This is a genomic window from Ruixingdingia sedimenti (assembly GCF_031432425.1).
GTDB lineage: Bacteria > Pseudomonadota > Alphaproteobacteria > Rhodobacterales > Rhodobacteraceae > Ruixingdingia > Ruixingdingia sedimenti.
The window spans coordinates 118367-140101 of the sequence record NZ_JAVKPH010000006.1; the positions used below are offsets into that span (position 1 = coordinate 118367).

Below are 21735 nucleotides of genomic sequence, written 5' to 3' on the forward strand. Positions count from 1 at the left end.
CACAGGAAAAATATCGCAGGAAGCGCCAGGATGCCCAGGGACTATATCGTCAAGGACATTTCGCTTGCCGCCTTCGGCCGCAAGGAACTCGACATCGCCGAAACCGAAATGCCGGGCCTGATGGCGCTGCGGGCGGAATACGGGGCGGCGCAGCCGCTCAGGGGCGCGCGGATCGCGGGCAGCCTGCACATGACGATCCAGACCGCGGTGCTGATCGAGACGCTGAAGGCGCTCGGCGCCGATGTGCGGTGGGCGTCCTGCAACATCTTTTCCACCCAGGACCATGCCGCCGCCGCCATCGCCGCCACCGGCACCCCCGTCTTCGCCGTCAAGGGCGAGACGCTGACCGAATACTGGGCCTATACCGACCGCATCTTCCAGTTCGCGGAAGGCACCGCCAACATGATCCTCGACGATGGCGGGGACGCCACGCTCTACATCCTGATGGGGGCCCGGGTCGAGGCGGGGGAAACCCACCTGATCGCCGCCCCCGGCAGCGAGGAGGAAGAGGCGCTTTTCGCCCAGATCCGCCTGCGCCTGGCGGAAAGCCCCGGCTGGTTCACCAAACAGCGCGCGGCGATCTGCGGCGTGTCGGAGGAAACCACCACCGGCGTCCATCGCCTTTACGACCTGCACAAGAAGGGCCTGCTGCCCTTCCCCGCGATCAACGTCAACGATTCCGTCACCAAGTCGAAATTCGACAACAAATACGGCTGCAAGGAATCGCTGGTCGACGGCATCCGGCGCGCCACCGACACGATGATGGCGGGCAAGGTCGCGGTCGTCTGCGGCTATGGCGACGTGGGCAAGGGGTCGGCGGCCAGCCTGCGCGGCGCGGGCGCGCGCGTGAAGGTCACGGAAATCGACCCGATCTGCGCCTTGCAGGCCGCCATGGACGGCTACGAGGTCACGGTGCTGGAGGAAGAGGTCGCCACCGCCGACATCTTCATCACCACCACCGGCAACAAGGACGTGATCCGCATCGAGCATCTGCGTGCGATGAAGGACATGGCCATCGTCGGCAACATCGGGCATTTCGACAACGAGATCCAGGTCGCCGCCCTGAAGAACCACCAGTGGACCAACATCAAGGACCAGGTGGACATGATCACCATGCCCTCGGGCAACCGGATCATCCTTCTGTCCGAAGGCCGCCTGCTGAACCTCGGCAACGCCACCGGGCATCCGAGCTTCGTCATGTCGGCCAGCTTCACCAACCAGGTGCTGGCGCAGATCGAACTGTGGACCCGCCACGCCGACTATGCCCCCGGCGTCTACATCCTGCCCAAGCATCTGGACGAAAAGGTCGCCCGGCTGCATCTGGCGCGCATCGGGGTGCGCCTGACGGAACTTCGCAAGGACCAGGCCGACTATATCGGCGTGCCGGTCGAAGGGCCCTACAAGCCCGAGCATTACCGCTACTGATCCTGCGGCATTGCGCGGGGGCGGGATTTTTCGCTTGGTCGCGGCGAATCCCGCCCCTATCCTCCGCCCCGGAAGGGCCGTCGAGCCCGGGGACAGGAGAGGAAGAGATGAGCAAACGCGACGACCTGATCGCCAAATACGCCGAGGACCTGCGCACCAAGTGCAAGGTCGAGCCCGACATGGCGCTCTTGACCAAGGTCACCATCGGCTGCGGCCCGGCGATCTACAACGCCGACAGCTCCACCGTCGCGGGCACCGACAAGGGCGAACTGGAAACGGTCAAGAACAACTTCCTCGTCAAGAAGCTGGGTCTGGCCGACGGCCCCGCGCTGATGGAAGGGATCGACGCCGCGATCGAGACCTATGGCCGGTCCGAGCGCAACAAGTATCGCGCCGTCGTCTATTACCTGCTGGTCAAGCATTTCGGGAAAGAGGCCGCCTACGCCTGACGGGCGGTCCGCGGGATTTGGCTAAAATCCCGCGCACTTGCCGTTTCCCCCGCGGCGCGGAATCGCGTATCCCTTTCCCAAGGGCCAGTATGGCCGGGACCGATACGAATTCCCGTGGTGCGAAGGGTGGCACAGAGGGGAATGGGGGGTCCCGGGGGGTCGGGGCCCCCCGCACTTTTGTGCGGGTGCCAAGGCGTAGTCCGCTGGCGGTCGATCTATCCGGTTGCAGGCACCGCCTTCGTGCAGTTGGGTGTCATCCCGGGGGCGCCTTGCAGGATGCCTGCCGTCATGCCCGCCTTCGTCGGTATATCCGCCGCGATACATTATCGCGACGGTCGTGGCGATGCTGTTCGACCGCGTTTTCAGGATGACCGCCGTTGCGGCGCATCCGCGCACGGCGACCCGCCGGCCCCACATCCAACGGCCCGCGCCCACCAGCCAACCCGCCTGCGCGCGCCGCCGCTGCCATGTCGAAAAAGATGATGCCTGCCCGGCCCGGGGTCAGCCGTGCCGGGCGGCCTCGATCGCGGCCACGTCGATTTTCTGCATCGTCATCATCGCCGCGAAGGCGCGTTGCGCCTCGTCGCCGCCGGCGGCCAGCGCCTCGGTCAGCACGCGGGGGGTGATCTGCCAGGACAGGCCCCATCTGTCCTTGCACCAGCCGCAGTCGCTGGCCTGCCCGCCGTTGTCGATTATGGCGTTCCAGTAGCGGTCGGTTTCCTCTTGGGAATCGGTGGCGATCTGGAAGGAAAACGCCTCGCTTTGCGGAAACACCGGCCCGCCGTTGAGCCCGATGCAGGGGATGCCCGCGACGGTGAACTGCACCGTCAGCACATCGCCCGCCTTGCCCCCCGGGAAATCCGCCGGGGCGTGAAAGACGGCCTGCACGGCGCTGTCGGGAAAGACGCTGGCATAGAACCGCGCCGCGGCCTCGGCGTCCTTGTCGTACCAGAGGCAGATCGTGTTCCTGGGGGTCGCCATCGCCTGATCCTTTCGCCGCCGTGGTCGCCTGCAAGGCCGCCCCAGTCTACGCCGCCACCGGGGATCCGCAAAGAAACCAAAGGGGCCGGGCGGGGTTTCCCGCCGCCCCCTCAGCCGCGGCCGTCATCCCCGGGCCGGTCGTCGCGCCCGGCGCGGCGCAGCCAGTAGGCGTGGACCATCACCATCAGCGCCGCGACCCCGGCCAGAACGGCCAGCCGGGGCGGGTCGTTCGGGCGGGCGGGGGCCAGCAGCAGCACCGCCATCATCGCCGCCGCCAGCGCGGGCAGCATGGCCAGCGCCACGCGGCGCGGCGCCGTCCAGCGCACGCGGCCGTTGCGCGACCATTGCATCGGCAGCCGGTCGCGGTGGCGCAGGCCGGGGGCGGCGCGCAGCGACATCAGCGCCAGCACCAGCGGCGCGGCGACGGCCACCGCCGCCTCTGCCGTGGTCACGGGGCGACCCCGCCCAGTTCGCAGACGACGCGGAATTCGTCCTCTGTCACCGGCTGGACCGACAGGCGCATGTTGTTGACCAGCACCATATCCGCCAGCCGCGGGTCGGTCTTGCACATCTCCAGCGTCACCGGTGTTTTCAGCGGCTTCACCGCGCGGATGTCCACGCATTCCCACCGCGCGTCCTCGGTCGTGCTGTCGGGATGCGCCAGCGCGCAGACCTCGACGATGCCGACGATCTCTTTCCCGATGTTGGAATGGTAGAAGAACCCCCGGTCCCCCAGTTCCATCGCCCGCATGTTGTTGCGCGCCTGATAGTTGCGCACGCCGTGCCATTCCTCGCCCGCGTCGCCCCTGGCGACCTGCTGGTCCCAGGACCAGGCATCCGGTTCCGATTTGAACAGCCAGTACCGCATCAGCCGATCACCCGCTTCCATTCGTTGACCGTGACCTCGGCGAACAGCCCGGCCCTGGCGTAGGGGTCGTTCGCGGCAAACGCCTCTGCCGCCGCGCGGTCCGCCGTCTCGACGATCACCAGCGAACCCACGGGCCTGTCGTCCTCGATGAACGGCCCGGCGATGCGGACGACGCCGGTTTCCTCCAGATAGGCCAGATGCGCAGGGCGGGTGTCGAGCCGCAGTTGCAGCGCGCCGGGTTTGTCGCGGCAGATGATGGCGTAAAGCATGGTCACTCCTGTCTCAGGGGGCGGGTCATCAGCGCCTGCACCGCCTCGGCGATGCTGACGCGGCCTTCGGTCACGGCGGATACCATCTGCGTCACGGGCATCTGCCCGGCCAGCGCAAGGCGGTTCGCCTGTTGCACTACCGCGCGGGCGGTCGCCAGCCCCTCGACGGTGGCGGTGATATCGGGCGGCTCGCCCCGGCCAAGCGCCAGGCCGTGGCGGAAGTTGCGCGACTGCGCCGAGGTGCAGGTCAGCACCAGATCGCCCAGGCCCGACAGCCCCGCCAGCGTTTCCGCCCGCGCGCCGAGCCGGGTGGCGAAGCGCACCATTTCCGCATAACCCCGCGTCATCAGCGCCGCGCGGGCGCTGTCGCCCAGACCCGCGCCCATGACGATGCCCGCCGCGATGGCGATGACGTTCTTCAGCGCCCCGCCCAGTTCCGCGCCCGCCACATCGGTGGTGCGGTAAAGCCGCAGGACGGGGGTGGACAGCTGCGCCTGCAACGCCGCGCCCACATTGGCATCGGCGCAGGCGAGCGTCAGGGCGGTGGGCAGGCCGCGCGCGATGTCGGCGGCAAAGCTGGGGCCGGTCAGCACCGCCGCAAGGGCGGCGGGGCAGTGGCGTTCGATCAGCGCGGAGGGCCCGCGCAGGGTGGCCAGATCCACCCCCTTGCTGCACGCGACCAGCCGGCGGCCATCCAGCCTTCCGGCATGGTCGCGCAGAAACGCCCCCGTTACCTGCATCGGCAGCGCCAGCAGCACCGGGTGGCCGTCGCGCGGCGGCAGGCGGTCGGTCACGGTGACGCCGGGGGGCAGGGTGACGCCCGGCAGACGCGGGTTTTCGCGCGCCGCGGCCCAACCCACATCCCGGCCCCACAGCACCACCGGGCCATTGGCGGCCAGCGTCACCGCCAGCGCCGTGCCGAACGCCCCCGCGCCGAGGATGGTGACGCCGCTCATGCCTTGGCCCCTTTCTTTCCCGCGCCCAGCATCGGTGCGGCAGTGGTGTCCAGCGGCCAGCGCGGGCGGGCGGCAAGGTCCATCCCGTCGCGGTGGCCAAGGCGGAACCGCTCGATCCCCGCCCAGGCGATCATCGCCGCATTGTCGGTGCAAAGCCGCAGGGGCGGGGCCACGAACCGCGCACCCGCGCCTTCGGCCACCGCCATCAGCCGCGCGCGCAGCACCCTGTTCGCCGCGACTCCGCCTGCCACGGCCAACACCCCGGCCCCGGTCAGCGCCAGCGCGCGGCGGGTCTTTTCGGCCAGCACATCGGCCACCGCCGCCTGAAAGCCTGCGCACAGATCGCGCCGGTCCTGCACCGTGATGCCGCCCTGCGCCGCCAGCAGCGCGTCGCGCGCGCGCAACAGCGCCGTCTTGAGGCCCGAAAACGACAGGTCGCACCCGGGGCGGTCCAGCAGCGGGCGGGGGAAGGCGAAACGCGCGGGGTCGCCGCCCGCTGCCTCTGCCTCCACCGCCGGGCCGCCGGGCTGGGGCAGGGCGAGCAGCTTGGCGGTCTTGTCGAACGCCTCGCCCGGTGCGTCGTCGATGGTGCCGCCGAGGCGGCGGAAGCTGTCGGGCCCCTCGACCGACAGGAACTGGCAATGCCCGCCGGATACCAGCAGCATCAGATAGGGAAATTCCAGCCCGTCGGTCAGCCGCGGGGTCAGCGCATGGCCGGCAAGGTGGTTCACCCCCACCAGCGGCAGCCCGGTCGCCGCGGCGATCCCCTTGGCGCACATCACGCCCGCCAGCACCCCGCCGATCAGCCCCGGCCCCGCCGTCACCGCCACGCCGTCGATCCCCGTCAGATCCACGCCCGCCTGCGCCAGCGCGGCCTCTGCCGCAAGGTCGATCCGTTCGGCATGCGCCCGCGCGGCGATTTCCGGCACCACGCCGCCAAAGTCCGCATGCAGCGATTCCTGCCCCATCACGACCGAGGACAGGATTTCCGGCGCATGCCCCGGCGCATGGCGCACCACCGCCGCTGCGGTATCGTCGCAGCTGCTTTCCAGCCCGAGGAAGGTGAGCATGCGGGTCATCAGGCGGGTCCGGGTCCGTTGCGGTGGGGGCCAATCGCAGGTAACACCTGCACCATGACCGCACAATCCCGCCCCGTCATCCTGCTGACCCGGCCCGAACCCGCCGCCGCGCGCTTTGCCGCCGCGTTGCGCGATCACCTGCCGGGCGCCGAGGTGCTGATGGCGCCGCTGATCGCGCCCCGGCTGTTGTCGCCCCCCCTGCCGCCGGTGTGGGGGGACGGGCGGGTGCGCGGCCTCATCTTCACGTCGGAAACCGGGGTGGCGGGCTTTGCGCGGATTGCCGCCGACCGCAGCCTGCCCGCCTTCTGCGTCGGCCCCCATACCGCCGATGTGGCGCGCGCGGCGGGGTTCACGGCCCATGCCTGCGGCGGCGATGCAGAGGCGGTGGTGGCCGAACTCACCGCCCTGCGGCCCGCCGCGCCGCTGCTGCACGCCCGGGGCCGCGACGCCCGCGGCGCGATCGCCGCCCGGCTGAGCGCGGCGGGGATCGAAACCGGGGAACTCATCGTCTACGAACAGCAGGAACAGCCCTTGTCAGCCCCGGCGCTGGCATTGCTGGCCGGGGATGCGCCGGTCATCGCGCCGCTCTTTTCCCCCCGCACGGCGGCGATCTTTGCCCGCGCGGCGGCGGGGGTGCGCGCGCCGCTGTACCTTGCCGCGATCAGCCCGGCGGCGGCGGCGGAACTGTCGGGCCTTCCCGCCCGTATGCGCCTGACCGCCGAGGCCCCCGACGCCCCCGCCATGCTGCGCGCCGCCGCCGCGCTGCATCATGCCGCGCAGGCCGCGGCTTGAAGCCGCCCGGCGCGGGGCCTAATCTTGGAACCAGAAGGGGCCCGGCCCCGGCCAGCAGAGGAGAAGCGCCTTGACCGGCCCGGACAAGACCACCCCCGAAGGCGAAATCGCGCAGGACGTTGCCGAGACGCACGTTGCCGAGGCGCCCGCATCCGGCGCGCCCGAGCCTGTGTCCGAACCTGAGGTTGCGCCCACGCCCGAGCCCGTCATCGTGGAACTGTCCGAACCCGAACGGCCGGAACCGCCGCCGGCACCCCCCGCGGCCGAACCCCCCGCGCCCGAGCCCGTCGCTGCACCGCGCCGCAGGGGCATGGGCGTGGCGCTTGGCCTCGTGATCGGCGGGGTTCTGGCCGCCGCCATCGGCTTTGCCGCCGCGCGCTATGTCGTGCCCGGCGGCTGGCCCTTCCCCGGCGACACCGCCCGCTTCACCGCGCTGGAGGATCGCCTTGCCGCGCAGGACCGCGCGGTGGAGGCTTTGCGGGCCGATCTGTCCGGGCTTGCCGGCATGGGCGCCGCGCTGGATGACCTGCGCGCCGCGCAAACGGATCTGGGTGCCCGGCTGGATGCCGCCGCCGCGCGGCTGGAGGAAGTGGCCGCCCGTCCCGTCAGCACCGTCCCGCCCGAGGATCTGGCCGCGCTGCGCGCCGAGGTCGCCCGCCTGCAAGGGCAGCTGGACCAGCTCGGCACCGGGGATGTCGAGGAAACCATCGCCGCGATGAAGGCCGCCGCCGAGGAAGAACGCCGTGCCGCAGAGGCCCGCCTTGCCGCGGCAGAGGCAGAGGCGCAGGCCCGCGCGCAGGCCGCGCTCGCCCGCGCCGCCGTGCTGCGCGCGCAGGCGGCGCTGGATACCGGCACCAGCCTTGCCGAACCGCTGGCCGATCTGGCGGCGGCGGGCGTCGCCCTGCCGCCCGCGCTGGCGGAAGGCGCCGACGTGCCCACCCTGCCGCAATTGCAGGAAGAATTCCCCGAGGCCGCCCGCGCCGCGCTGGCCGCCGTGGCCAAGGTGGAACCCGACGCGCCGCTCGGCGACCGCATCGGCGCCTTCCTGCGCGCGCAGACCGGCGCGCGGTCGCTGACCCCGCGCGCGGGCGACGACCCCGACGCGGTGCTGTCGCGGGCAGAGGCGGCCTTGCGCGCGGGCGATCTGGCGGGGGCGGTCGCGGGGCTCGACCCGCTTCCGGCAGAGGCGACGGCGGAAATGGCCGCATGGCGCGCGCGCGCCGAATCGCGGCTGGCCGTGGCGGCGGCGCTTTCCGGCCTGGCCGGCAACTGAGGGGGCAAGGGATGCTGTGGTCTCTGGCAAAGGTGCTGCTGTTCGTCGCGCTGACCGCGGCGCTGACCATCGGGGCGAGCCGCCTGATGGACATGGGCGGCGAATTGCGCGTGGCGCTGGCGGGGTGGGAATTCACGCTCGGCCCCCTGCAAGGGCTGATCGCGATCCTGGTGCTGGTGCTGGCGCTGTGGCTTCTGTTCCGCATCGCGGGTTTCCTGATCGCGCTTTTGCGCTTCATCGCCGGGGATGAAACCGCGCTGTCGCGCCACTTCGACCGCAACCGCGAACGGCGCGGCTATGCGGCGGTGCAGGAATCGCTTCTGGCGCTGGCCTCGGGCGAGGGGCGGGTGGCGCTGGCGCGGGCGGCCAAGGCGGAACGGTTCCTCGATCAGCCGCAGCTGACCAACCTTCTGGTCGCGCAGGCGGCAGAGATGTCGGGCGACCGCGACCGCGCCAAGACGGCCTGGAAGGCGTTGCTGGAGGACGACCGCAGCCGGTTCGTCGGCGTCCGCGGCCTGTTGCGGGTCAAGCTGGACGAGGGCGATACCGAAACCGCGCTGAAACTGGCGGAAAAGGCCTTCGCGCTGAAACCCGCACATCCCGAAACCCAGGACATCCTGTTGCAGTTGCAGGCGGGCGCGAAGGACTGGAAGGGCGCGCGCGCGACGCTGGAGGCCAAGCGCCGCGCCGGGGCCCTGCCGCGCGACATCTACCGCCGCCGCGACGCCGTGCTGGCGCTGCAAGAGGCCAGGGACGTCATCGACGAAGGCAAGGACATCGAGGCGCGCGAGGCCGCGATCGCCGCCAACCGCCAGTCGCCCGACCTGATCCCGGCCGCGGCGATGGCGGCGCGCAGCTATATCGCCAAGGGCGACACGCGCCACGCCGCCCGCGTGCTGCGCAAGGCATGGGAGGCGCAGCCCCACCCCGACCTCGCCGCCGCCTTTGCCGAGATCGCGCCCGACGAAACCCCGCAGGACCGCCAGCGCCGTTTCGCCAAACTGACCGACATCAACCCCGGCCACCCCGAAACCCGCATGCTGATGGCCGAGCTTGCCATCGCGGCAGAGGATTTCCCGGCCGCCCGCCGCGCCCTTGGCGATCTGGTTCAGGCGGAACCCACCGCCCGCGCGCTGACCATCATGGCCGCGATCGAACGGGGCGAAGGCGCGGACGACGCCGTGGTGCGCGGCTGGCTGGCCCGCGCCCTGACCGCGCCGCGGGGCAAGCAGTGGGTCTGCGAGAAATGCCACAACATCCATGCCGAATGGCAACCCGTCTGCGACAACTGCGGCGCCTTCGACACGCTGGCCTGGACCACCCCGCCCGAAGGCGCGGGGCCGAGCCCGACCCAGACGGAAATGCTGCCCCTGATCGTCGGCCGCCCCGACAGCACGGCCGCCACGGTGGATGCCGAGGTGGTGGAGGACGCGCCCCCAGATTCCGGCGCGCGCGGTGCACTTTAGCACTACACAGTCCGAAACGGGGGTGCTAAGAGGCACCCGATCAGTGCCGGTGTAGCTCAGCTGGTAGAGCACGTCATTCGTAATGATGGGGTCGGGGGTTCGAGTCCCTTCACCGGCACCACTGATCCTTCCCAAGGTCTGTCAGATATTCGTGGCTTTCCGTCAGATTCCTGACCCAGGCGGCGTTTCGGTCGTGGCCGCGCCATCGGTGTGAAGAGCCCGTTGCGAACGGTGGCAATATAGCCCCCTTATTCATCAGGGCACCTTGATGAGGCAAAGATGGAAGTCCGCGACGAGCGCTATGAAGCTGTTGAAAAAGCATATGCTGAAAGCGCAAGGGCGGTGCGCTGGGCATATGTTCATTGGGCGCCGGATGGTGGAATCGAGAGCGCTTTGAAAGATGAAATGGGAGATGAGGTATCCAAAGCCGTTGTTGGCCTTTTGTATGCTGTGGAAGCGCTTCTGAAGGATGGAGGAGGGCTGCCCACACCCAAGCTGGCTCTACGCGCCGAGGACCATGACCCTGACCAAGAGCCTCCCTGAGCGGCAGCTAGGTCCCGCAAGGCAGACGCCCGCCCTCATGCACAATGGGTCTGGTCGACGTTCGGGTCGGAACGTCTGACGTTTCGTCGTGCCGGGCACAGAGATGCACTGCCCCATGAGGCAAGAACCACGGGTATCCGATCCCTGCCAGAACCTCCCGCCGGGCCTTGGTTTCCCCGGATAAAACCTGCCGCTCAGATCACATGCGCATGGCGCACGGCGGTTTCGCAATGGGCCGACAGGGCCTTGCGGTCGGTGAAGGCGGCTACCGGCACCGGATCGTGAAAGACCACCTCGACGCTGCCCTGCCGGGGTGCGGCCAGTACCTTGAGCAGATGGGGCCCGAAATCCATGTCTCCCCACCAGCCATAGAACCGCGGGTCGGCGCCCTCGGGGGCGCGATAGATCACCGTCACCGGCTGGACATGCAGCACCTCGGCCAGCCCGTCGGCAAAGAAGGCCGCGAACAGCGTCGGCTTGAACGGCAGCACCCGCAGCCCGTCGGTCGATGTGCCTTCGGGAAAGAACAGGAGCTTGTGGCCCGCGCGCAGCCGCGCCTCGAACAGGTCCTTCTGCGCCAGCGCCTCGGTTCCCTTGCGGGCGATGAACACGGTGCCCGTGGCGCGCGCCAGCCAGCCGATCCCGGGCCAGCCCGCGACCTCTGCCTTGGACACGAAATAGATCCGCTGGCAGGCGTTCAGGGTGAATATGTCCAGCCAGGACCCATGGTTCGCCACTACCGCCCCCTTGTGGCGCATCGGCCGGCCCCGGGTGGAATAACGGATGCCGAGGATGACGAAGGCCGCGCGGCAGACGAATTGCGTGATCCAGGGCGTGACCGGGCGGTTCAACCCGCAGAGCGGGCGTTCCACCAGCCGGCAGAGCAGCAGCAGAACCAGACAGCCATAGGTCACGACCCCCAGCACCAGCCCCCGCAGCGCCACCCGCAGCCAGCCCGCCGCCCCGATGCGCGAGGGGGGGGCGGCCTCCTCGTCGCGCCAGGTGGTCACGAAGCGGGGCCCTGCTTGCGCATGTAGAAGCTCAGATGCCGTTCGGACATGCGCACCGTGTCCATCAGCAGGCAGACATCGGTGGTGTTGAAGTCATGGTCGATCCACGCGCCCTCGCCCACGAAGCCGCCGAGCCGCAGATAGGCCTTGATCAGCGCAGGCGTCGCCGCCATCGCCGCGCGGCGGTCCACCTGGTCGGCGGGCAGCAGGTCCATCGCCTGGAAATGTTCCGGCATGGCGCGCACGCGGATGTCCTCGGGCGCGAGGTGATGGTGGTGCAGATAGGCCAGCGGCATCTTCAGCGCCTCGGCATCGGTGCCGTGGAAACTGGCGACGCCGAACATGATCTCGATCTTCCGCTCCAGCACGTATTCGGCCAGCGCATTCCACAGGTGGAACATTGCCGTCCCGCCGCGATAGTCCTTGTCGACGCAGGACCGCCCCAGTTCCAGAAGCCGCCGCCCCGTGGCCTTGAGCGGCGCGAGGTCGTATTCGGTTTCGGAATAGTACCGCCCCAGTTCCGCCGCCCTGTCCGAGGTCAACAGCCGGTAGACCCCCACCACATGGTCCATCTGCGCCGGATCGCGGCGCCGGTCGATCAGCAGCAGGTGGTCGAAATGGGGGTCGAACTCGTCCCGTTCCAGCCGCCGGTCGTGATCGACCATCGGGCCGGTGCCGCCCAGTTCCTCGACGAATACCCGGTATCGGAGCCGCTGCGCCGCCAGCAGGTCCTGGTCGTCACGGGCAAGGCGCAGGGTGAAGTTCGGATCTTCCATCGTCATCGGCGGCTGATGGTCCTTTGGCGGCAGGGCGTAGGCGCATTTAGGCCCCGTAGCACGGCAATGCAACAAAAAGCCAAGACCGTCAGCCGTACAGGTTGAAGCAGGCGGGGAATTCAACCTATAGATGTATGCGTCAGGCCCGGCCCCTACGGGTCCGGAACCGGGGTCAGGGTGACACGGCTGCTTTCGATCACGACCTTGCCGGCGTGTTCGAAATTCACCGTGACCCGGCCGCCGATGTTGGATTGCACCTGCCCCAGCCCCCAGTCGGGGCAGGCGGGATGGCGCACCAGCATGCCGGGTTCGAGGATCGCGTTGGGGTCACGCATCGGGGCTCCGGGCAGTGTGAGGGTAACGATGGACAAGACTGAACTGGCGGCCCTGCTCGGCTCGCGCATCTGCCACGATCTTATCAGCCCTCTGGGCGCGATCGGCAATGGGGTGGAACTGCTGGCGATGGCGGGCCAGGGCACGGGGCCCGAGGTGGCGCTGATTTCCGAAAGCGTGGCGAATGCGAATGCGCGGATCCGGTTCTTCCGCGTCGCCTATGGCATGGCCGGGGCGGACCAGCGGATGGGGCGGCCGGAAATCCTGTCGATCCTGGGCGAAAGCACGCGGGGCGGGCGCACGGTGATCGACTGGCGCGTGGCGGGCGACCTGCCGCGGCGCGAGGTGCGGCTGGCCTTTCTGGCGCTGCAATGCCTGGAAACCGCGATGCCCTATGGCGGGCAAGTGGCGGTGGACCGCGAGGGCGCGCGCTGGACGCTGGCCGGTACGGCGCGCAAGCTGCGTCACGATGCCGCGCTGTGGGATGCGCTCTGCGATCCGCTGATGGCGCTGAGCCTGACGCCCGCGCAGGTGCATTTCGGCCTGCTGCGCGAGGATCTGACCGCCCAGAACCGCCACGCCGCCCTGCGCATCGCCGATCAGGTGATCGAGCTGAGCTTCTGACGGGTCGGCCCGGTGGCGAGGGCAGGGCCGGGGGCTTCGCGCCCCCGGACCCCCGCGGGATATTTCTGGACAGAAAGTGGAAAAGGGGCGTGCCCTTGCCTGTCCTGTATCGCGGGTGACGAGCGCGGGGCCTCCGGCGGGGATATTTAAGTCCAGCCTGAAGGCACAGGGCGCTGTCCTCGTCGCCGGCGTGCTGGCCGGAGGTCAGCCCTCGATCCGCGTCAGGTCGGCCACCTGCGCGCAGGTGGCGCGGATGCGGTGCAGCAGGTTCAGCCGGTTGCGGCGCAGGATCTGGTTGTCGGTGTTGATCTGCACCGCGGTGAAGAAGGCGTCGATGGGTGCGCGCAGGGCGGCCATGGCGGCCATGGCGGCGGCGAAATCCTCGGCCCGCATCGCCGGGGCGATGGCGGCCTCGGCCCTGTCCAAGGCGGCGAAAAGCGCGCTTTCCTCGGCCCCTTCGGCGAATTTCGGATCGGCGCCGAAGGAATATTCCACCCCGTCCTTCGCCTCGGCCTGCGTCAGGATGTTGTTGGCACGCTTGAAGCCCTGGAGCAGGTTGGTGCCGTCCTCGGTCTTGAGGAAGGCGGCGAGGGATTCGGCGCGCTTGACCAGCAGGGTGAGGTCGTCGTTGCCGGGCATGGCGAGGCAGGCGTCGATCACGTCGTGGCGGATGCCCTGATCGCGCAGGTAGACCTTGAGGCGGTCGTGGAGGAAGGCGAGGAGGCTTTGGGTTTCTTCAGTAGAGCCAGCTAACACGCGTAGCGAAATCTTTTCAGCCGCTCCTCTGCGCTCATCAATATTCAGATCGTCTGAGGCCACAGCACGTGCGAGATAGTCAATCATTTCGGGTAAGGCCCAATCATCTCGAATGTGCAAGAAGGGACGAGATTGGTCGGCTCGTTTGCCATGAAACAATGTCTCATCATCAACATGTGCCATCAGGCTATCGCCAATGGTTCGCATAAACGCTGGTGACATCGTTGCCGACAACCCCACCCGCAACCCATTCCCCAACACCAACCGGATCACCCCCAACGCCGCCCGCCGCAGCGCGAAGGGATCCTTGGACCCCGTGGGCTTCTCGTCGATGGCCCAGAAGCCCGTCAGCGTGTCGATCTTGTCGGCCAGCGCCACCGCCACAGATACCGGCGCGGTGGGCACGTCGTCTGAGGGGCCGAGGGGCTGGTAATGTTCCTTGCAGGTCGCGGCGACAGATTCCGGCAGGCCGGCGGCGCGGGCGTAATAGGTGCCCATCGTGCCTTGCAGTTCGGGGAATTCGCCCACCATCGCCGATTGCAGGTCGGCCTTGGCCACCCGCGCGGCCTCTGCCGCCAGATCGGGGGATGCGCCCACGGCGGGCGCGATCTCGCGCGCCAGCGCCGCGATGCGGGCAATGCGGTCGGATTGCGACCCGAGCTTGTTGTGGAAGGTGACGTTGGCCAGCCCTGCGGCCATGCCCTCCATCCCCTCGGCCTTCACCACCCGCAGGTCGTTTTCCCAGAAGAACCGCGCATCCGACAGTCGTGCGGCCAGCACCTTGCCGTTGCCCGCAAGGATCGTGGCGCCATGGTCGGGCGTTTCGATATTCGCCACGGTGACGTATTTCTCGATCCGCCCAGTCGCGGGATTGCGGACGGAAAAGAATTTTTGGTGTTCGCGCATCGAGGTTTGCAGCACCTCGGGCGGCAGGGTCAGGAATTCGGCCCCGATACCGCCCATCAGCACCACCGGCCATTCCACCAGTCCCGCGACCTCTGCCAGCAGCGCGCGGTCCTCGACCACCTCCAGCCCTTGGGCGAAGGCGAGCGTGGTGGCGTCGTGCCAGATGCGGCTTTCGCGTTCGGCCGAGTCCAGCACCACATGCGCGGTTTTCAGGCGCGCGACGTAATCGTCGAAGCCGGTGACGGCAAAGCGGCCGGGCGAGAGGAAGCGGTGCCCCTCGGTCGTGTTGCCCGCCGCGATGCCGTCGACATCCAGCGGCACGGTTTCGGCCCCGGCCTCGTCGCGCAGGATGCACAGGATCGAATGCAGCGGGCGCACCCACCGCAGGCTGCCCGCCCCCCACCGCATGGATTTGGGCCAGGGGAAATCGCGGATCGTGCGCTCCAGCACCTCGGCCACGATGTCCGCCGCCTTGCGGCCGGGCTTCTCGACGACGGCGAAATACACCTCGGCCTTCTTGTCGGCGCGCTTTTCCAGCCGGTCCAGCGTCAGGCCGGTGGACCGCAGGAAGCCCTCGATGGCGGCGGGGGGGGCGTCGGTGCGGGGGCCCTTGCGTTCCTCGCGCACGGGGCGGCTTTCGGCGGTCAGCCCCTCCACAGCCAGCACCAGACGGCGCGGGGTGGAAAAGGCGGCGGCATGGGCATAGGTCAGCCCGGATTCCATCAGCCCGTCGGTGATCAGGCGGCGCAGGTCGTCGCGCGCCTTCGCCTGCATGCGGGCGGGGATTTCTTCCGAGAAAAGCTCGATCAGCAGGTCGGGCATGGGATCACTCCTCGAGCGTTCCGTTGAGCTGGTGCCAGGCATAGGCCCGGCCATCGGGGAAGACGGCGATCACGCGGTCTACGCCCCGGGCGATTTCATGTTCGGCGACAAAGGCCCGCGCCTCGCCCCGTTCCAGCGCCGCGCCGAGCGCGGCGGCGTCGAAGCAGGAAAACCAGCCCGGCGCGATCAGCGGCAGGGGATTTGCGACGGGTTCGGCATCGGCGATCTGCGCCGCATCGGCCAGCCGGAAACAGGCGCGGAACCGCAGGGGTGACGACGTGGCGTCGACCCCCTCGAAATCCTGCACCGCCAATACTCGTGGCACGCCGCCGTCAGCCGGGGCGACATGCAGCACCGTGTCGGCGGGCAGCCGGTCGTAGAAGGCGTAGACCTGAAGGTAATACATCCCCGCCCCCGCGATGACCGCGGCGGCGACAAGCCCGATGCCGATGACCTTGCCGTTCACGCCGCCGCCCCGCCGGCCTCGGTGGTGACGAAGGCGTCGGCGCATTTCTTGGCCAGCGCGCGGACGCGGCCGATATAGGCCTGACGTTCGGTGACGGAAATCACCCCGCGCGCATCCAGCAGGTTGAACAGGTGGCTGGCCTTGATGCATTGGTCATAGGCGGGATGCACCATGGTGATGCGCTTGCCGGTTTTCGCGTCCTGCGGGTCGAAGGCCAGCAGGCGTTCGCATTCGGCCTCGGCGTCCTCGAAATGGCGCAACAGCATCCCGGTCGTGGCGCCGTCGAAGTTGTGGCGCGAATATTCCTGTTCGGTCTGCCGGAACACATCGCCGTATTTCAGCGGGATCGGGCTGTCGGGGTCGTTGAACGGCATGTCCATCACATGGTTCACGCCCAGAACATACATCGCCAGCCGTTCCAGCCCGTAGGTCAATTCGCCCGACACCGGGCGGCAGTCGTGGCCGCCGACCTGCTGGAAATAGGTGAACTGGCTGACCTCCATCCCGTCGCACCAGACCTCCCACCCCAGGCCCCAGGCGCCGAGGGTGGGGCTTTCCCAGTCGTCCTCGACAAAGCGGATGTCGTGCATCCGCGTGTCGATCCCGATGGCGTCGAGGCTGCCGAGGTAGAGCGCCTGAAGGTCGGGCGGCGAGGGTTTGATGATCACCTGATACTGGTAATAGTGCTGAAGGCGATTGGGGTTTTCGCCATAGCGCCCGTCGGTCGGGCGGCGCGAGGGCTGGACATAGGCCGCCGCCCAGGGGCGCGACCCGAGGGCCCGCAGCGTCGTGGCCGGGTGGAAGGTGCCCGCGCCCACCTCCATGTCGTAGGGTTGCAGCACGGCGCAGCCCTTTGCGGCCCAATAGGTCTGAAGCCGCAGGAGGATTTCCTGAAAGCTGCGGGGAAGGGGGGGCGCGTCAGCCATGCCGGACCTCTTGAAAAGTGCCCCTTCCATAGGCAGAAGCCGGCCAGCGGTCAATGCGGGGCACGCTGTCTGCGGGGCGCGGATTCGACGTGCATCCGCCGCGCGCTCTGCTAGGGTCGCGCCGCTGCCGGGCGGGGTTTGGCCCGGCGTGCCGAAGAAACAGGGGCCCGGGATAGGGGACGACGGAATGAAAAGATTGGCCTTGCTGATCGCGGTGGTGCTGGCGGTGGCCGCTGGCGGGGCGGCGCGGGCGCAGGAACGGTTCTGGTTGCAGATCGAGGCGCAGCCCACCCTGCGCGAGGCCGAGGAACGCGCCGCCGCCTATTCGGGCGCGTTCGAGGATGTGATGGGCTTCGCGCTGTCCTCGGGCTGGTATGCGATCGTCCTGGGGCCGCATGACCGCGAGGGCGCGCAGGTCCGGCTCACGGCGCTGCTGCGCGACCGGATGGTGCCGCGCGACAGTTTCGTGGCCGACGGCGGCAATTTCCGCGCACGCTTCTGGCCGCCCGAGGGTGCGGTGGCCCCGGCCATCATTCCCGTGACCCCGGAACCCGAACCCGCCCCCGCCGTGACGGCGCCGCAGGAACCGCCCGCCCCGGTGGCGGAACCGCGGGAAACGCTCGCCCAGTCCCGCGCGGCAGAGGCGCGGCTCACGCGCGGGGAACGGCAGGACATCCAGTCCGCCCTGCGCTGGTTCGGCTTTTACGACGCGGCCATCGACGGCGCCTTCGGCCCGGGCACGCGGGCGGCGATTTCCGCATGGCAGCAGGCGGCGGGGCAGGACCCGACGGGCGTGCTGACGACGGCGCAGCATGCCGGGCTGGTCGGCGACTGGCGCGCGGTGCAGGCGGAACTGGGGTTGCAGAGCGTGACCGACGAACCCGCCGGCATCACCATCGACCTGCCGATGGGGCTGGTGGAATTCGACCGCCACGCCGCCCCCTTCGCCCATTACATCCCCCGCAACGACAGCGGCGTGCGCGTGCTGCTGATCAGCCAGCCGGGCGATCAGGCGGCGCTGTTCGGGCTTTACGACATGCTCCAGACGCTGGAAATCGTGCCGCCCTCGGGGCCGCGCGAACGCCGGGCGCGCAATTTCGAGATCTCGGCGCTGGACATGCAGGTGGCCAGCTACAGCTATGCCGAACTGTCGGGCGGGCTGATCAAGGGCTTCATACTGGTCTGGCGGCCCGAGGACGGCGCGCGCATGCAGCCGGTGCTGGAGGCGATGAAGACCAGTTTCAAATCCGCGGGCACCCGCGCGCTCGACCCCACCTCGATCCCGCTGTCGGAGGATCACCGCGCCGGCATGGTCGCGGGGCTGGAGGCGCGCCGGCCGGTGCATGCGCGGTCGGGCTTCTATGTCGACGGTGCGGGCACGGTGCTGACGGCGGTGGAAACGGTCGCGGGCTGCGGGCGCATCACGCTGGACGGCGGGCAGGAGGCGCAGGTGACGCTGGCAGACGCCACGCTCGGCATCGCGGTGCTGCGGCCGCGCGCGACGCTGGCCCCGCAGGCCCATGCGCGTTTCGCGCCCGCCCTGCCGCGCCCGGGGGCAGAGGTGATGGTGGCGGGCTTTTCCTTCGGCACGGCGCTGGCGCAGCCCACGATGACCTTCGGCCGGTTCGAGGACGACAAGGGCCTGACCGGCGAACCCGGCCTCGCCCGCCTGTCGCTGAACCCGATGGAGGGCGACGCGGGCGGCGCGGTGCTGGATGCGGGCGGCGCGGTGATCGGCCTGCTGCGCCCCGCCCCCGCGGCGACGGACGGCCGCGTGCTGCCGCCCGAGGTCGCCTTCATCGCCCCCGCCCCCGCGATCGCCGAGGCGCTGCGCGCCGCCGGCATCGCGCCTGCCGAGGCCACCCGGCAAGGCGCGCTGGCGCCCGAGGATCTGGCCGCCATCGGCGGGCAGATGGCGGTGATGGTTTCCTGCTGGGAGTGATGGGCGCGCGGTTCCGGGAAGGCTTGGTGGATGGCATCGTGCCGCCGCCGGGCCGGGCGGGATCGGGAAACGCACCGCGTTTCCCCCGCCCGTTCGCGCGACGGTGCCCCTAGGGGCGGTGATGTCGGGAATACCGGGTAGGCCAGCGCCTGCCCCGGCGGGCGAGAAGCGCCCGCCATGGGCGGGGCGGGCGCTGGCCGGGGGCTTGGGGCCCCCGGCCGGGGCAACTTCACGCGCAGGATGTGGCGAAGGCACGCGCCTTCGCCAGTCAGAGCGGAGGGACCGGTCTTTATCCCCCTACCGGCCCCAGAACCGCGCCGTGAACAGCACATAGACCGACAGCAGTTCCAGCCGCCCCACCAGCATCCCCGCGATCATCAGCCATTTCGCCGCATCGGGAAACTGGTGCAGCGCCCCGGTCTGCCCCACCGCCGCACCCCAAGCCGGGCCGATATTGGCGATCGAGGTCCAGGCCGCAGTCAGCGCCGTGCGCGTCTGCAACCCGGTCATCGACAGCGCCACCGCCAGCACGCCGAAGCTCAGCACGAACAGCGTGAAGAACACGATGACCGAATTCACGATATCCGCATCCACCGGCCGGCCGTCATAGCGCACCGGCTGCACCGCATGGGGCGACAGCAGGCGGCGGATCTGGGTCTTTACCGCCTCGAACACGATCAGATAGCGGAACACCTTGACCGAACAGCCGGTCGATGACGTGCACCCCCCGATGAAACCCGCGATCATCAGCAGCACGAAGGCGAAGGGCCCCCAGCCCAGCACATCGGCGGACAGGAAACCCGTCCCGCTCCAGATCGAGACGGTGTTGAACAGCACCTCGCGCAGCGCGGTCAGCGGCGCGGCACCCAGCACCAGCACCCGATAGGCCACGATCATCGCCACCACATATCCCGTCCAGCGCAGATAGGCCCGCACCTGCGGGTCGCGCCAGAACGGCAGCCACGACCCCTGCGTCAACTGGACGAAACGGATGAACGGCAGGCTCGCCAGCACCATGAACACCGCCGCCGCATATTCCGCCGGCCCCGCGAACGCGGCGAAAGAGGCGTCGTAGGACGAAAACCCCCCGGTCGAAACGGTGGCCAGCGCATGCACCACCGCATCGAATCCCGACAGGCCGAGCGCGAGGAAACTGACCACGCAGGCCAGCGTCAGCCCGATGTAGATGCGGATCAGCGCGGCGGAAATGTCGAGCGCCCGGGGCAGGATCTTGCCCATGGTGTCGAACCCTTCCGAGCGGAAGAACTGCATCCCGCCCACCTTCATCACCGGCAAAAAGATCAGCGCCACGATGACGATGCCGAGCCCGCCGAGCCATTGCAGGATCCCCCGCCACAGGTTGGTGCCCTGCGGCAGGGCGTCGAGCCCGACGAAAACCGTGGCGCCGGTGGTGGTCATGCCCGACATCGCCTCGAACACCGCATCCGTCAGGTTTGCGCCCGGTTCCCCCAGCATGAAGGGCAGGCTGCCGAAAAGGGGCAGCATGACCCAGACCCCGGTGGTCAGCACGAAGGCCTGCCGCACCGTCAGGCTGCGCGCCGCATTGGCGCAGGCCAGCGCCAGCAGCGCGCCCGCCAGTATGGTGATGACGGCGGATTGCAGGAAAGCCTGCCAGTGCCCGTTGCCGGTGGCCAGATCCAGCGCCATCGGAAACAGCATCGCCGCCCCCAGGGTGGCGATCAGCAGGCCGATGACATATCCGACGGGGCGCAGGTCGATCATGCGCCAAGCCATCCCCCGCCGCCCCGCGCCTGTCAACGGTGGCCGAAGGGGGCCATGCCGGCCGCTCCTGCCCGGCGGCGGTGCCGGTGGGGGCCGCAGCAGCCTCCGGCGGGGATATTTTGGTCACGGTGAAAGACCAAGGCGCGCCTTACGGCAAACCGCGTTTGCCGCAGGGGCCAAAGGATGCAGCAATGCATGCCGGGGCCCGCCCCGGCCTGCCCGCCCCTACCCCGGATGCACCAGCGAGGCGAAGAGCCGCGGGTCGATGCTGTCGGCGGCGAACAGCGGGCCCTCGGTCAGCAGGCTGATCGCGTCATGGCTGTGCAGGCTTTCCTGATGGCTGGCGACCACGCGGAAATCGCCGATCCGCGCATCCGCCTTCAGCACCGCGCAGAACGACCGCGCCGCATCCTCGACGAAGATCGGGTTGGCGGCGTTCAGTTCGGCAAAGGCCTGTTCGTCCTCGCGCTTGACCATCACCTGCGTTTCCGTCGGCACCGCGGCCCGGCAGAGTTCCACCAGATCCTCGAACCACAGGCAGTCCTGCCCGACCAGCTCGACCGAGATCCGCGCCACCGACCGCTGCGAATGCGGCGTGGCCAGCTGCCCCCGTACCCGGCGCGCATGTTCCGACAGTTCCAGCGAACAGGGGCAGGTGCTGGAATACACATAGTCCAGATGCATGATCTTGCGCCGCACCCCCGCGACCTCGACCAATTCCAGCGCGATGTCGTAATACTGCCACCCCGACAGGCCCGACCGCAGCGAGCCCACCTTCATCGGAAAGGAAAACCGCATCTGGATGCGGGCGTCGAAACTGTCCAGATCGCGCTTGTAGTCGTTCAGCGCGTGCTCGATCACCTCGAAGCTGAAATCGCGTTCGGCATGGGCATAGAAGGACCGCATGATGCGGCTCATGTTGATGCCCTTCTTTTCCGCCTCCAGGCTGACCGTGCCGGTGACGGAGGTTTCCAGCGTGATCTCGCCATTGTCGCGGGTGCGATAGCGGATCGGCAGGCGGAAGTTGGAAATGCCCACATGCTGGATCACCGCCTTTTCGCCCACGATCAGGCTGGCGGGGCCGTTCTGCAGGTCGGGCAGGCCGGCCTTGTAGGCGGCATCGGCGCGAAACCCCTCGGGATAGTCGCGGCTGAGCACCGGATAGCCCTGACCGGCCCGCAGGTTGCCCAGTGCGGGGTCGAGCGCCGCGATCTCCTGATCCGAGGCGCGCCCGGCCCAGTCCCGCAACAGCGCCAGCGCGGCGCGCAGGTCCTCCCGTTCGGGATGGCGGTCGATCTGGGGGATATGGAGGTTCATCGCGCCTCTCCTT

The 21735-nt window shown here is 69.2% G+C and carries 22 protein-coding genes and 1 tRNA gene; 9 read left to right on the plus strand and 14 right to left on the minus strand.

What is annotated here, in order from left to right:
• The first annotated feature begins 30 nt into the window (after positions 1 to 30).
• Together ahcY and RGD00_RS07650 are read left to right on the plus strand one after the other, a co-directional pair.
• Entirely contained in the window at positions 31 to 1425 is a 1395-nt protein-coding gene (gene ahcY, locus RGD00_RS07645; protein ID WP_310456718.1) for an adenosylhomocysteinase, read from the plus strand.
• 107 nt (positions 1426 to 1532) lie between these two features.
• Positions 1533 to 1874 carry a DUF2853 family protein gene (locus RGD00_RS07650; RefSeq protein ID WP_310456719.1) on the plus strand — a complete coding sequence of 114 codons (342 nt, stop codon included), beginning with the start codon at positions 1533 to 1535 and terminating at the stop codon, positions 1872 to 1874.
• 501 nt (positions 1875 to 2375) lie between these two features.
• On the opposite strand, the gene RGD00_RS07655 is transcribed toward RGD00_RS07650, so the two are convergent.
• The 6 genes from RGD00_RS07655 to tsaD form a co-directional block, all read right to left on the minus strand.
• On the minus strand, positions 2376 to 2855 hold the full coding sequence (locus RGD00_RS07655) for a VOC family protein (RefSeq protein WP_310456720.1): 480 nt from the start codon (positions 2853 to 2855) through the stop codon (positions 2376 to 2378).
• Between the two features lie 110 nt (positions 2856 to 2965).
• Positions 2966 to 3307 (minus strand): hypothetical protein, encoded by a 342-nt coding sequence (locus RGD00_RS07660; RefSeq protein WP_310456721.1) that lies wholly within the window; start codon positions 3305 to 3307, stop codon positions 2966 to 2968.
• Positions 3304 to 3723, minus strand: coding sequence for an EVE domain-containing protein (locus tag RGD00_RS07665; protein ID WP_310456798.1), 420 nt, complete (start codon positions 3721 to 3723; stop codon positions 3304 to 3306). Before RGD00_RS07665 ends, RGD00_RS07660 begins: the two co-directional genes overlap by 4 nt.
• Positions 3723 to 3992, minus strand: coding sequence for a YciI family protein (locus RGD00_RS07670; protein ID WP_310456722.1), 270 nt, complete (start codon positions 3990 to 3992; stop codon positions 3723 to 3725). Before RGD00_RS07670 ends, RGD00_RS07665 begins: the two co-directional genes overlap by 1 nt.
• 2 nt (positions 3993 to 3994) lie before the next feature.
• Complete coding sequence (locus RGD00_RS07675; RefSeq protein WP_310456723.1) at positions 3995 to 4948, minus strand: NAD(P)H-dependent glycerol-3-phosphate dehydrogenase; 954 nt, start codon at positions 4946 to 4948, stop codon at positions 3995 to 3997.
• Positions 4945 to 6027: a tRNA (adenosine(37)-N6)-threonylcarbamoyltransferase complex transferase subunit TsaD gene (tsaD, locus tag RGD00_RS07680; protein WP_310456724.1), complete on the minus strand. Its 1083-nt coding sequence runs from the start codon at positions 6025 to 6027 to the stop codon at positions 4945 to 4947. The genes RGD00_RS07675 and tsaD overlap by 4 nt, the downstream gene beginning before the upstream one ends.
• 54 nt (positions 6028 to 6081) lie before the next feature.
• Here tsaD and RGD00_RS07685 point away from each other — a divergent pair, with 54 nt between their 5' ends.
• From RGD00_RS07685 to RGD00_RS07705, 5 genes are all read left to right on the plus strand, one after another.
• Positions 6082 to 6819, plus strand: coding sequence for a uroporphyrinogen-III synthase (locus RGD00_RS07685; RefSeq protein ID WP_310456725.1), 738 nt, complete (start codon positions 6082 to 6084; stop codon positions 6817 to 6819).
• A gap of 70 nt (positions 6820 to 6889) precedes the next feature.
• Positions 6890 to 8092 (plus strand): COG4223 family protein, encoded by a 1203-nt coding sequence (locus RGD00_RS07690; protein ID WP_310456726.1) that lies wholly within the window; start codon positions 6890 to 6892, stop codon positions 8090 to 8092.
• An 11-nt stretch (positions 8093 to 8103) separates the two neighbouring features.
• A complete protein-coding gene (locus RGD00_RS07695) occupies positions 8104 to 9558 on the plus strand; it encodes a heme biosynthesis protein HemY (RefSeq protein WP_310456727.1) in 1455 nt (484 codons plus the stop codon).
• A gap of 45 nt (positions 9559 to 9603) precedes the next feature.
• Positions 9604 to 9679 (plus strand) — tRNA-Thr (locus RGD00_RS07700).
• A 158-nt stretch (positions 9680 to 9837) separates the two neighbouring features.
• Positions 9838 to 10101, plus strand: a complete 264-nt coding sequence (locus tag RGD00_RS07705; protein WP_310456728.1) for a hypothetical protein — start codon at positions 9838 to 9840, stop codon at positions 10099 to 10101.
• A 194-nt stretch (positions 10102 to 10295) separates the two neighbouring features.
• Here RGD00_RS07705 and olsA read toward each other — a convergent pair whose 3' ends face one another.
• From olsA to RGD00_RS07720, 3 genes are all read right to left on the minus strand, one after another.
• A complete protein-coding gene (gene olsA, locus RGD00_RS07710) occupies positions 10296 to 11111 on the minus strand; it encodes a lyso-ornithine lipid O-acyltransferase (protein ID WP_310456729.1) in 816 nt (271 codons plus the stop codon).
• Positions 11108 to 11893: an L-ornithine N(alpha)-acyltransferase gene (olsB, locus tag RGD00_RS07715; protein ID WP_310456730.1), complete on the minus strand. Its 786-nt coding sequence runs from the start codon at positions 11891 to 11893 to the stop codon at positions 11108 to 11110. The genes olsA and olsB overlap by 4 nt, the downstream gene beginning before the upstream one ends.
• Before the next feature lie 146 nt (positions 11894 to 12039).
• A complete protein-coding gene (locus tag RGD00_RS07720) occupies positions 12040 to 12222 on the minus strand; it encodes a DUF3553 domain-containing protein (RefSeq protein ID WP_310456731.1) in 183 nt (60 codons plus the stop codon).
• 28 nt (positions 12223 to 12250) lie between these two features.
• On the opposite strand from RGD00_RS07720, the gene RGD00_RS07725 reads away from it, so the two are divergent.
• Entirely contained in the window at positions 12251 to 12844 is a 594-nt protein-coding gene (locus tag RGD00_RS07725) for a histidine phosphotransferase family protein (protein WP_310456732.1), read from the plus strand.
• A 204-nt stretch (positions 12845 to 13048) separates the two neighbouring features.
• Here the strand turns inward: RGD00_RS07725 and glyS are convergent, their stop codons facing one another.
• Genes glyS through RGD00_RS07740 form a run of 3 tightly spaced genes read right to left on the minus strand, consistent with a single transcriptional unit; the run spans position 13049 to position 16720 of the window.
• A complete protein-coding gene (glyS, locus tag RGD00_RS07730) occupies positions 13049 to 15328 on the minus strand; it encodes a glycine--tRNA ligase subunit beta (protein ID WP_310456733.1) in 2280 nt (759 codons plus the stop codon).
• Between the two features lie 4 nt (positions 15329 to 15332).
• Positions 15333 to 15794: a DUF6446 family protein gene (locus tag RGD00_RS07735; RefSeq protein ID WP_310456734.1), complete on the minus strand. Its 462-nt coding sequence runs from the start codon at positions 15792 to 15794 to the stop codon at positions 15333 to 15335.
• A complete protein-coding gene (locus RGD00_RS07740; RefSeq protein WP_310456735.1) occupies positions 15791 to 16720 on the minus strand; it encodes a glycine--tRNA ligase subunit alpha in 930 nt (309 codons plus the stop codon). The genes RGD00_RS07735 and RGD00_RS07740 overlap by 4 nt, the downstream gene beginning before the upstream one ends.
• A gap of 187 nt (positions 16721 to 16907) precedes the next feature.
• Between RGD00_RS07740 and RGD00_RS07745 the strand changes: the two genes are divergently transcribed.
• On the plus strand, positions 16908 to 18662 hold the full coding sequence (locus RGD00_RS07745) for a serine protease (protein ID WP_310456736.1): 1755 nt from the start codon (positions 16908 to 16910) through the stop codon (positions 18660 to 18662).
• Positions 18663 to 18959: 297 nt separating this feature from the next.
• Here RGD00_RS07745 and RGD00_RS07750 read toward each other — a convergent pair whose 3' ends face one another.
• Positions 18960 to 20405, minus strand: a complete 1446-nt coding sequence (locus RGD00_RS07750; RefSeq protein ID WP_310456737.1) for a TrkH family potassium uptake protein — start codon at positions 20403 to 20405, stop codon at positions 18960 to 18962.
• A gap of 225 nt (positions 20406 to 20630) precedes the next feature.
• Positions 20631 to 21722, minus strand: a complete 1092-nt coding sequence (folE2, locus tag RGD00_RS07755) for a GTP cyclohydrolase FolE2 (protein WP_310456738.1) — start codon at positions 21720 to 21722, stop codon at positions 20631 to 20633.
• Positions 21723 to 21735 lie beyond the last annotated feature (13 nt).

Excerpts from the sequence above, each read along its gene's own strand:
- ahcY (WP_310456718.1), top strand. The coding sequence starts at position 31 with ATGCCCAGGGACTATATCGTCAAGGACATTTCGCTTGCCGCCTTCGGC.
- RGD00_RS07650 (WP_310456719.1), top strand. The coding sequence starts at position 1,533 with ATGAGCAAACGCGACGACCTGATCGCCAAATACGCCGAGGACCTGCGC.
- RGD00_RS07655 (WP_310456720.1), bottom strand. The coding sequence starts at position 2,855 with ATGGCGACCCCCAGGAACACGATCTGCCTCTGGTACGACAAGGACGCC.
- RGD00_RS07665 (WP_310456798.1), bottom strand. The coding sequence starts at position 3,723 with ATGCGGTACTGGCTGTTCAAATCGGAACCGGATGCCTGGTCCTGGGAC.
- RGD00_RS07670 (WP_310456722.1), bottom strand. The coding sequence starts at position 3,992 with ATGCTTTACGCCATCATCTGCCGCGACAAACCCGGCGCGCTGCAACTG.
- RGD00_RS07675 (WP_310456723.1), bottom strand. The coding sequence starts at position 4,948 with ATGAGCGGCGTCACCATCCTCGGCGCGGGGGCGTTCGGCACGGCGCTG.
- tsaD (WP_310456724.1), bottom strand. The coding sequence starts at position 6,027 with ATGACCCGCATGCTCACCTTCCTCGGGCTGGAAAGCAGCTGCGACGAT.
- RGD00_RS07685 (WP_310456725.1), top strand. The coding sequence starts at position 6,082 with ATGACCGCACAATCCCGCCCCGTCATCCTGCTGACCCGGCCCGAACCC.
- RGD00_RS07695 (WP_310456727.1), top strand. The coding sequence starts at position 8,104 with ATGCTGTGGTCTCTGGCAAAGGTGCTGCTGTTCGTCGCGCTGACCGCG.
- RGD00_RS07705 (WP_310456728.1), top strand. The coding sequence starts at position 9,838 with ATGGAAGTCCGCGACGAGCGCTATGAAGCTGTTGAAAAAGCATATGCT.
- olsB (WP_310456730.1), bottom strand. The coding sequence starts at position 11,893 with ATGACGATGGAAGATCCGAACTTCACCCTGCGCCTTGCCCGTGACGAC.
- RGD00_RS07720 (WP_310456731.1), bottom strand. The coding sequence starts at position 12,222 with ATGCGTGACCCCAACGCGATCCTCGAACCCGGCATGCTGGTGCGCCAT.
- RGD00_RS07725 (WP_310456732.1), top strand. The coding sequence starts at position 12,251 with ATGGACAAGACTGAACTGGCGGCCCTGCTCGGCTCGCGCATCTGCCAC.
- glyS (WP_310456733.1), bottom strand. The coding sequence starts at position 15,328 with ATGCCCGACCTGCTGATCGAGCTTTTCTCGGAAGAAATCCCCGCCCGC.
- RGD00_RS07740 (WP_310456735.1), bottom strand. The coding sequence starts at position 16,720 with ATGGCTGACGCGCCCCCCCTTCCCCGCAGCTTTCAGGAAATCCTCCTG.
- RGD00_RS07745 (WP_310456736.1), top strand. The coding sequence starts at position 16,908 with ATGAAAAGATTGGCCTTGCTGATCGCGGTGGTGCTGGCGGTGGCCGCT.
- RGD00_RS07750 (WP_310456737.1), bottom strand. The coding sequence starts at position 20,405 with ATGATCGACCTGCGCCCCGTCGGATATGTCATCGGCCTGCTGATCGCC.
- folE2 (WP_310456738.1), bottom strand. The coding sequence starts at position 21,722 with ATGAACCTCCATATCCCCCAGATCGACCGCCATCCCGAACGGGAGGAC.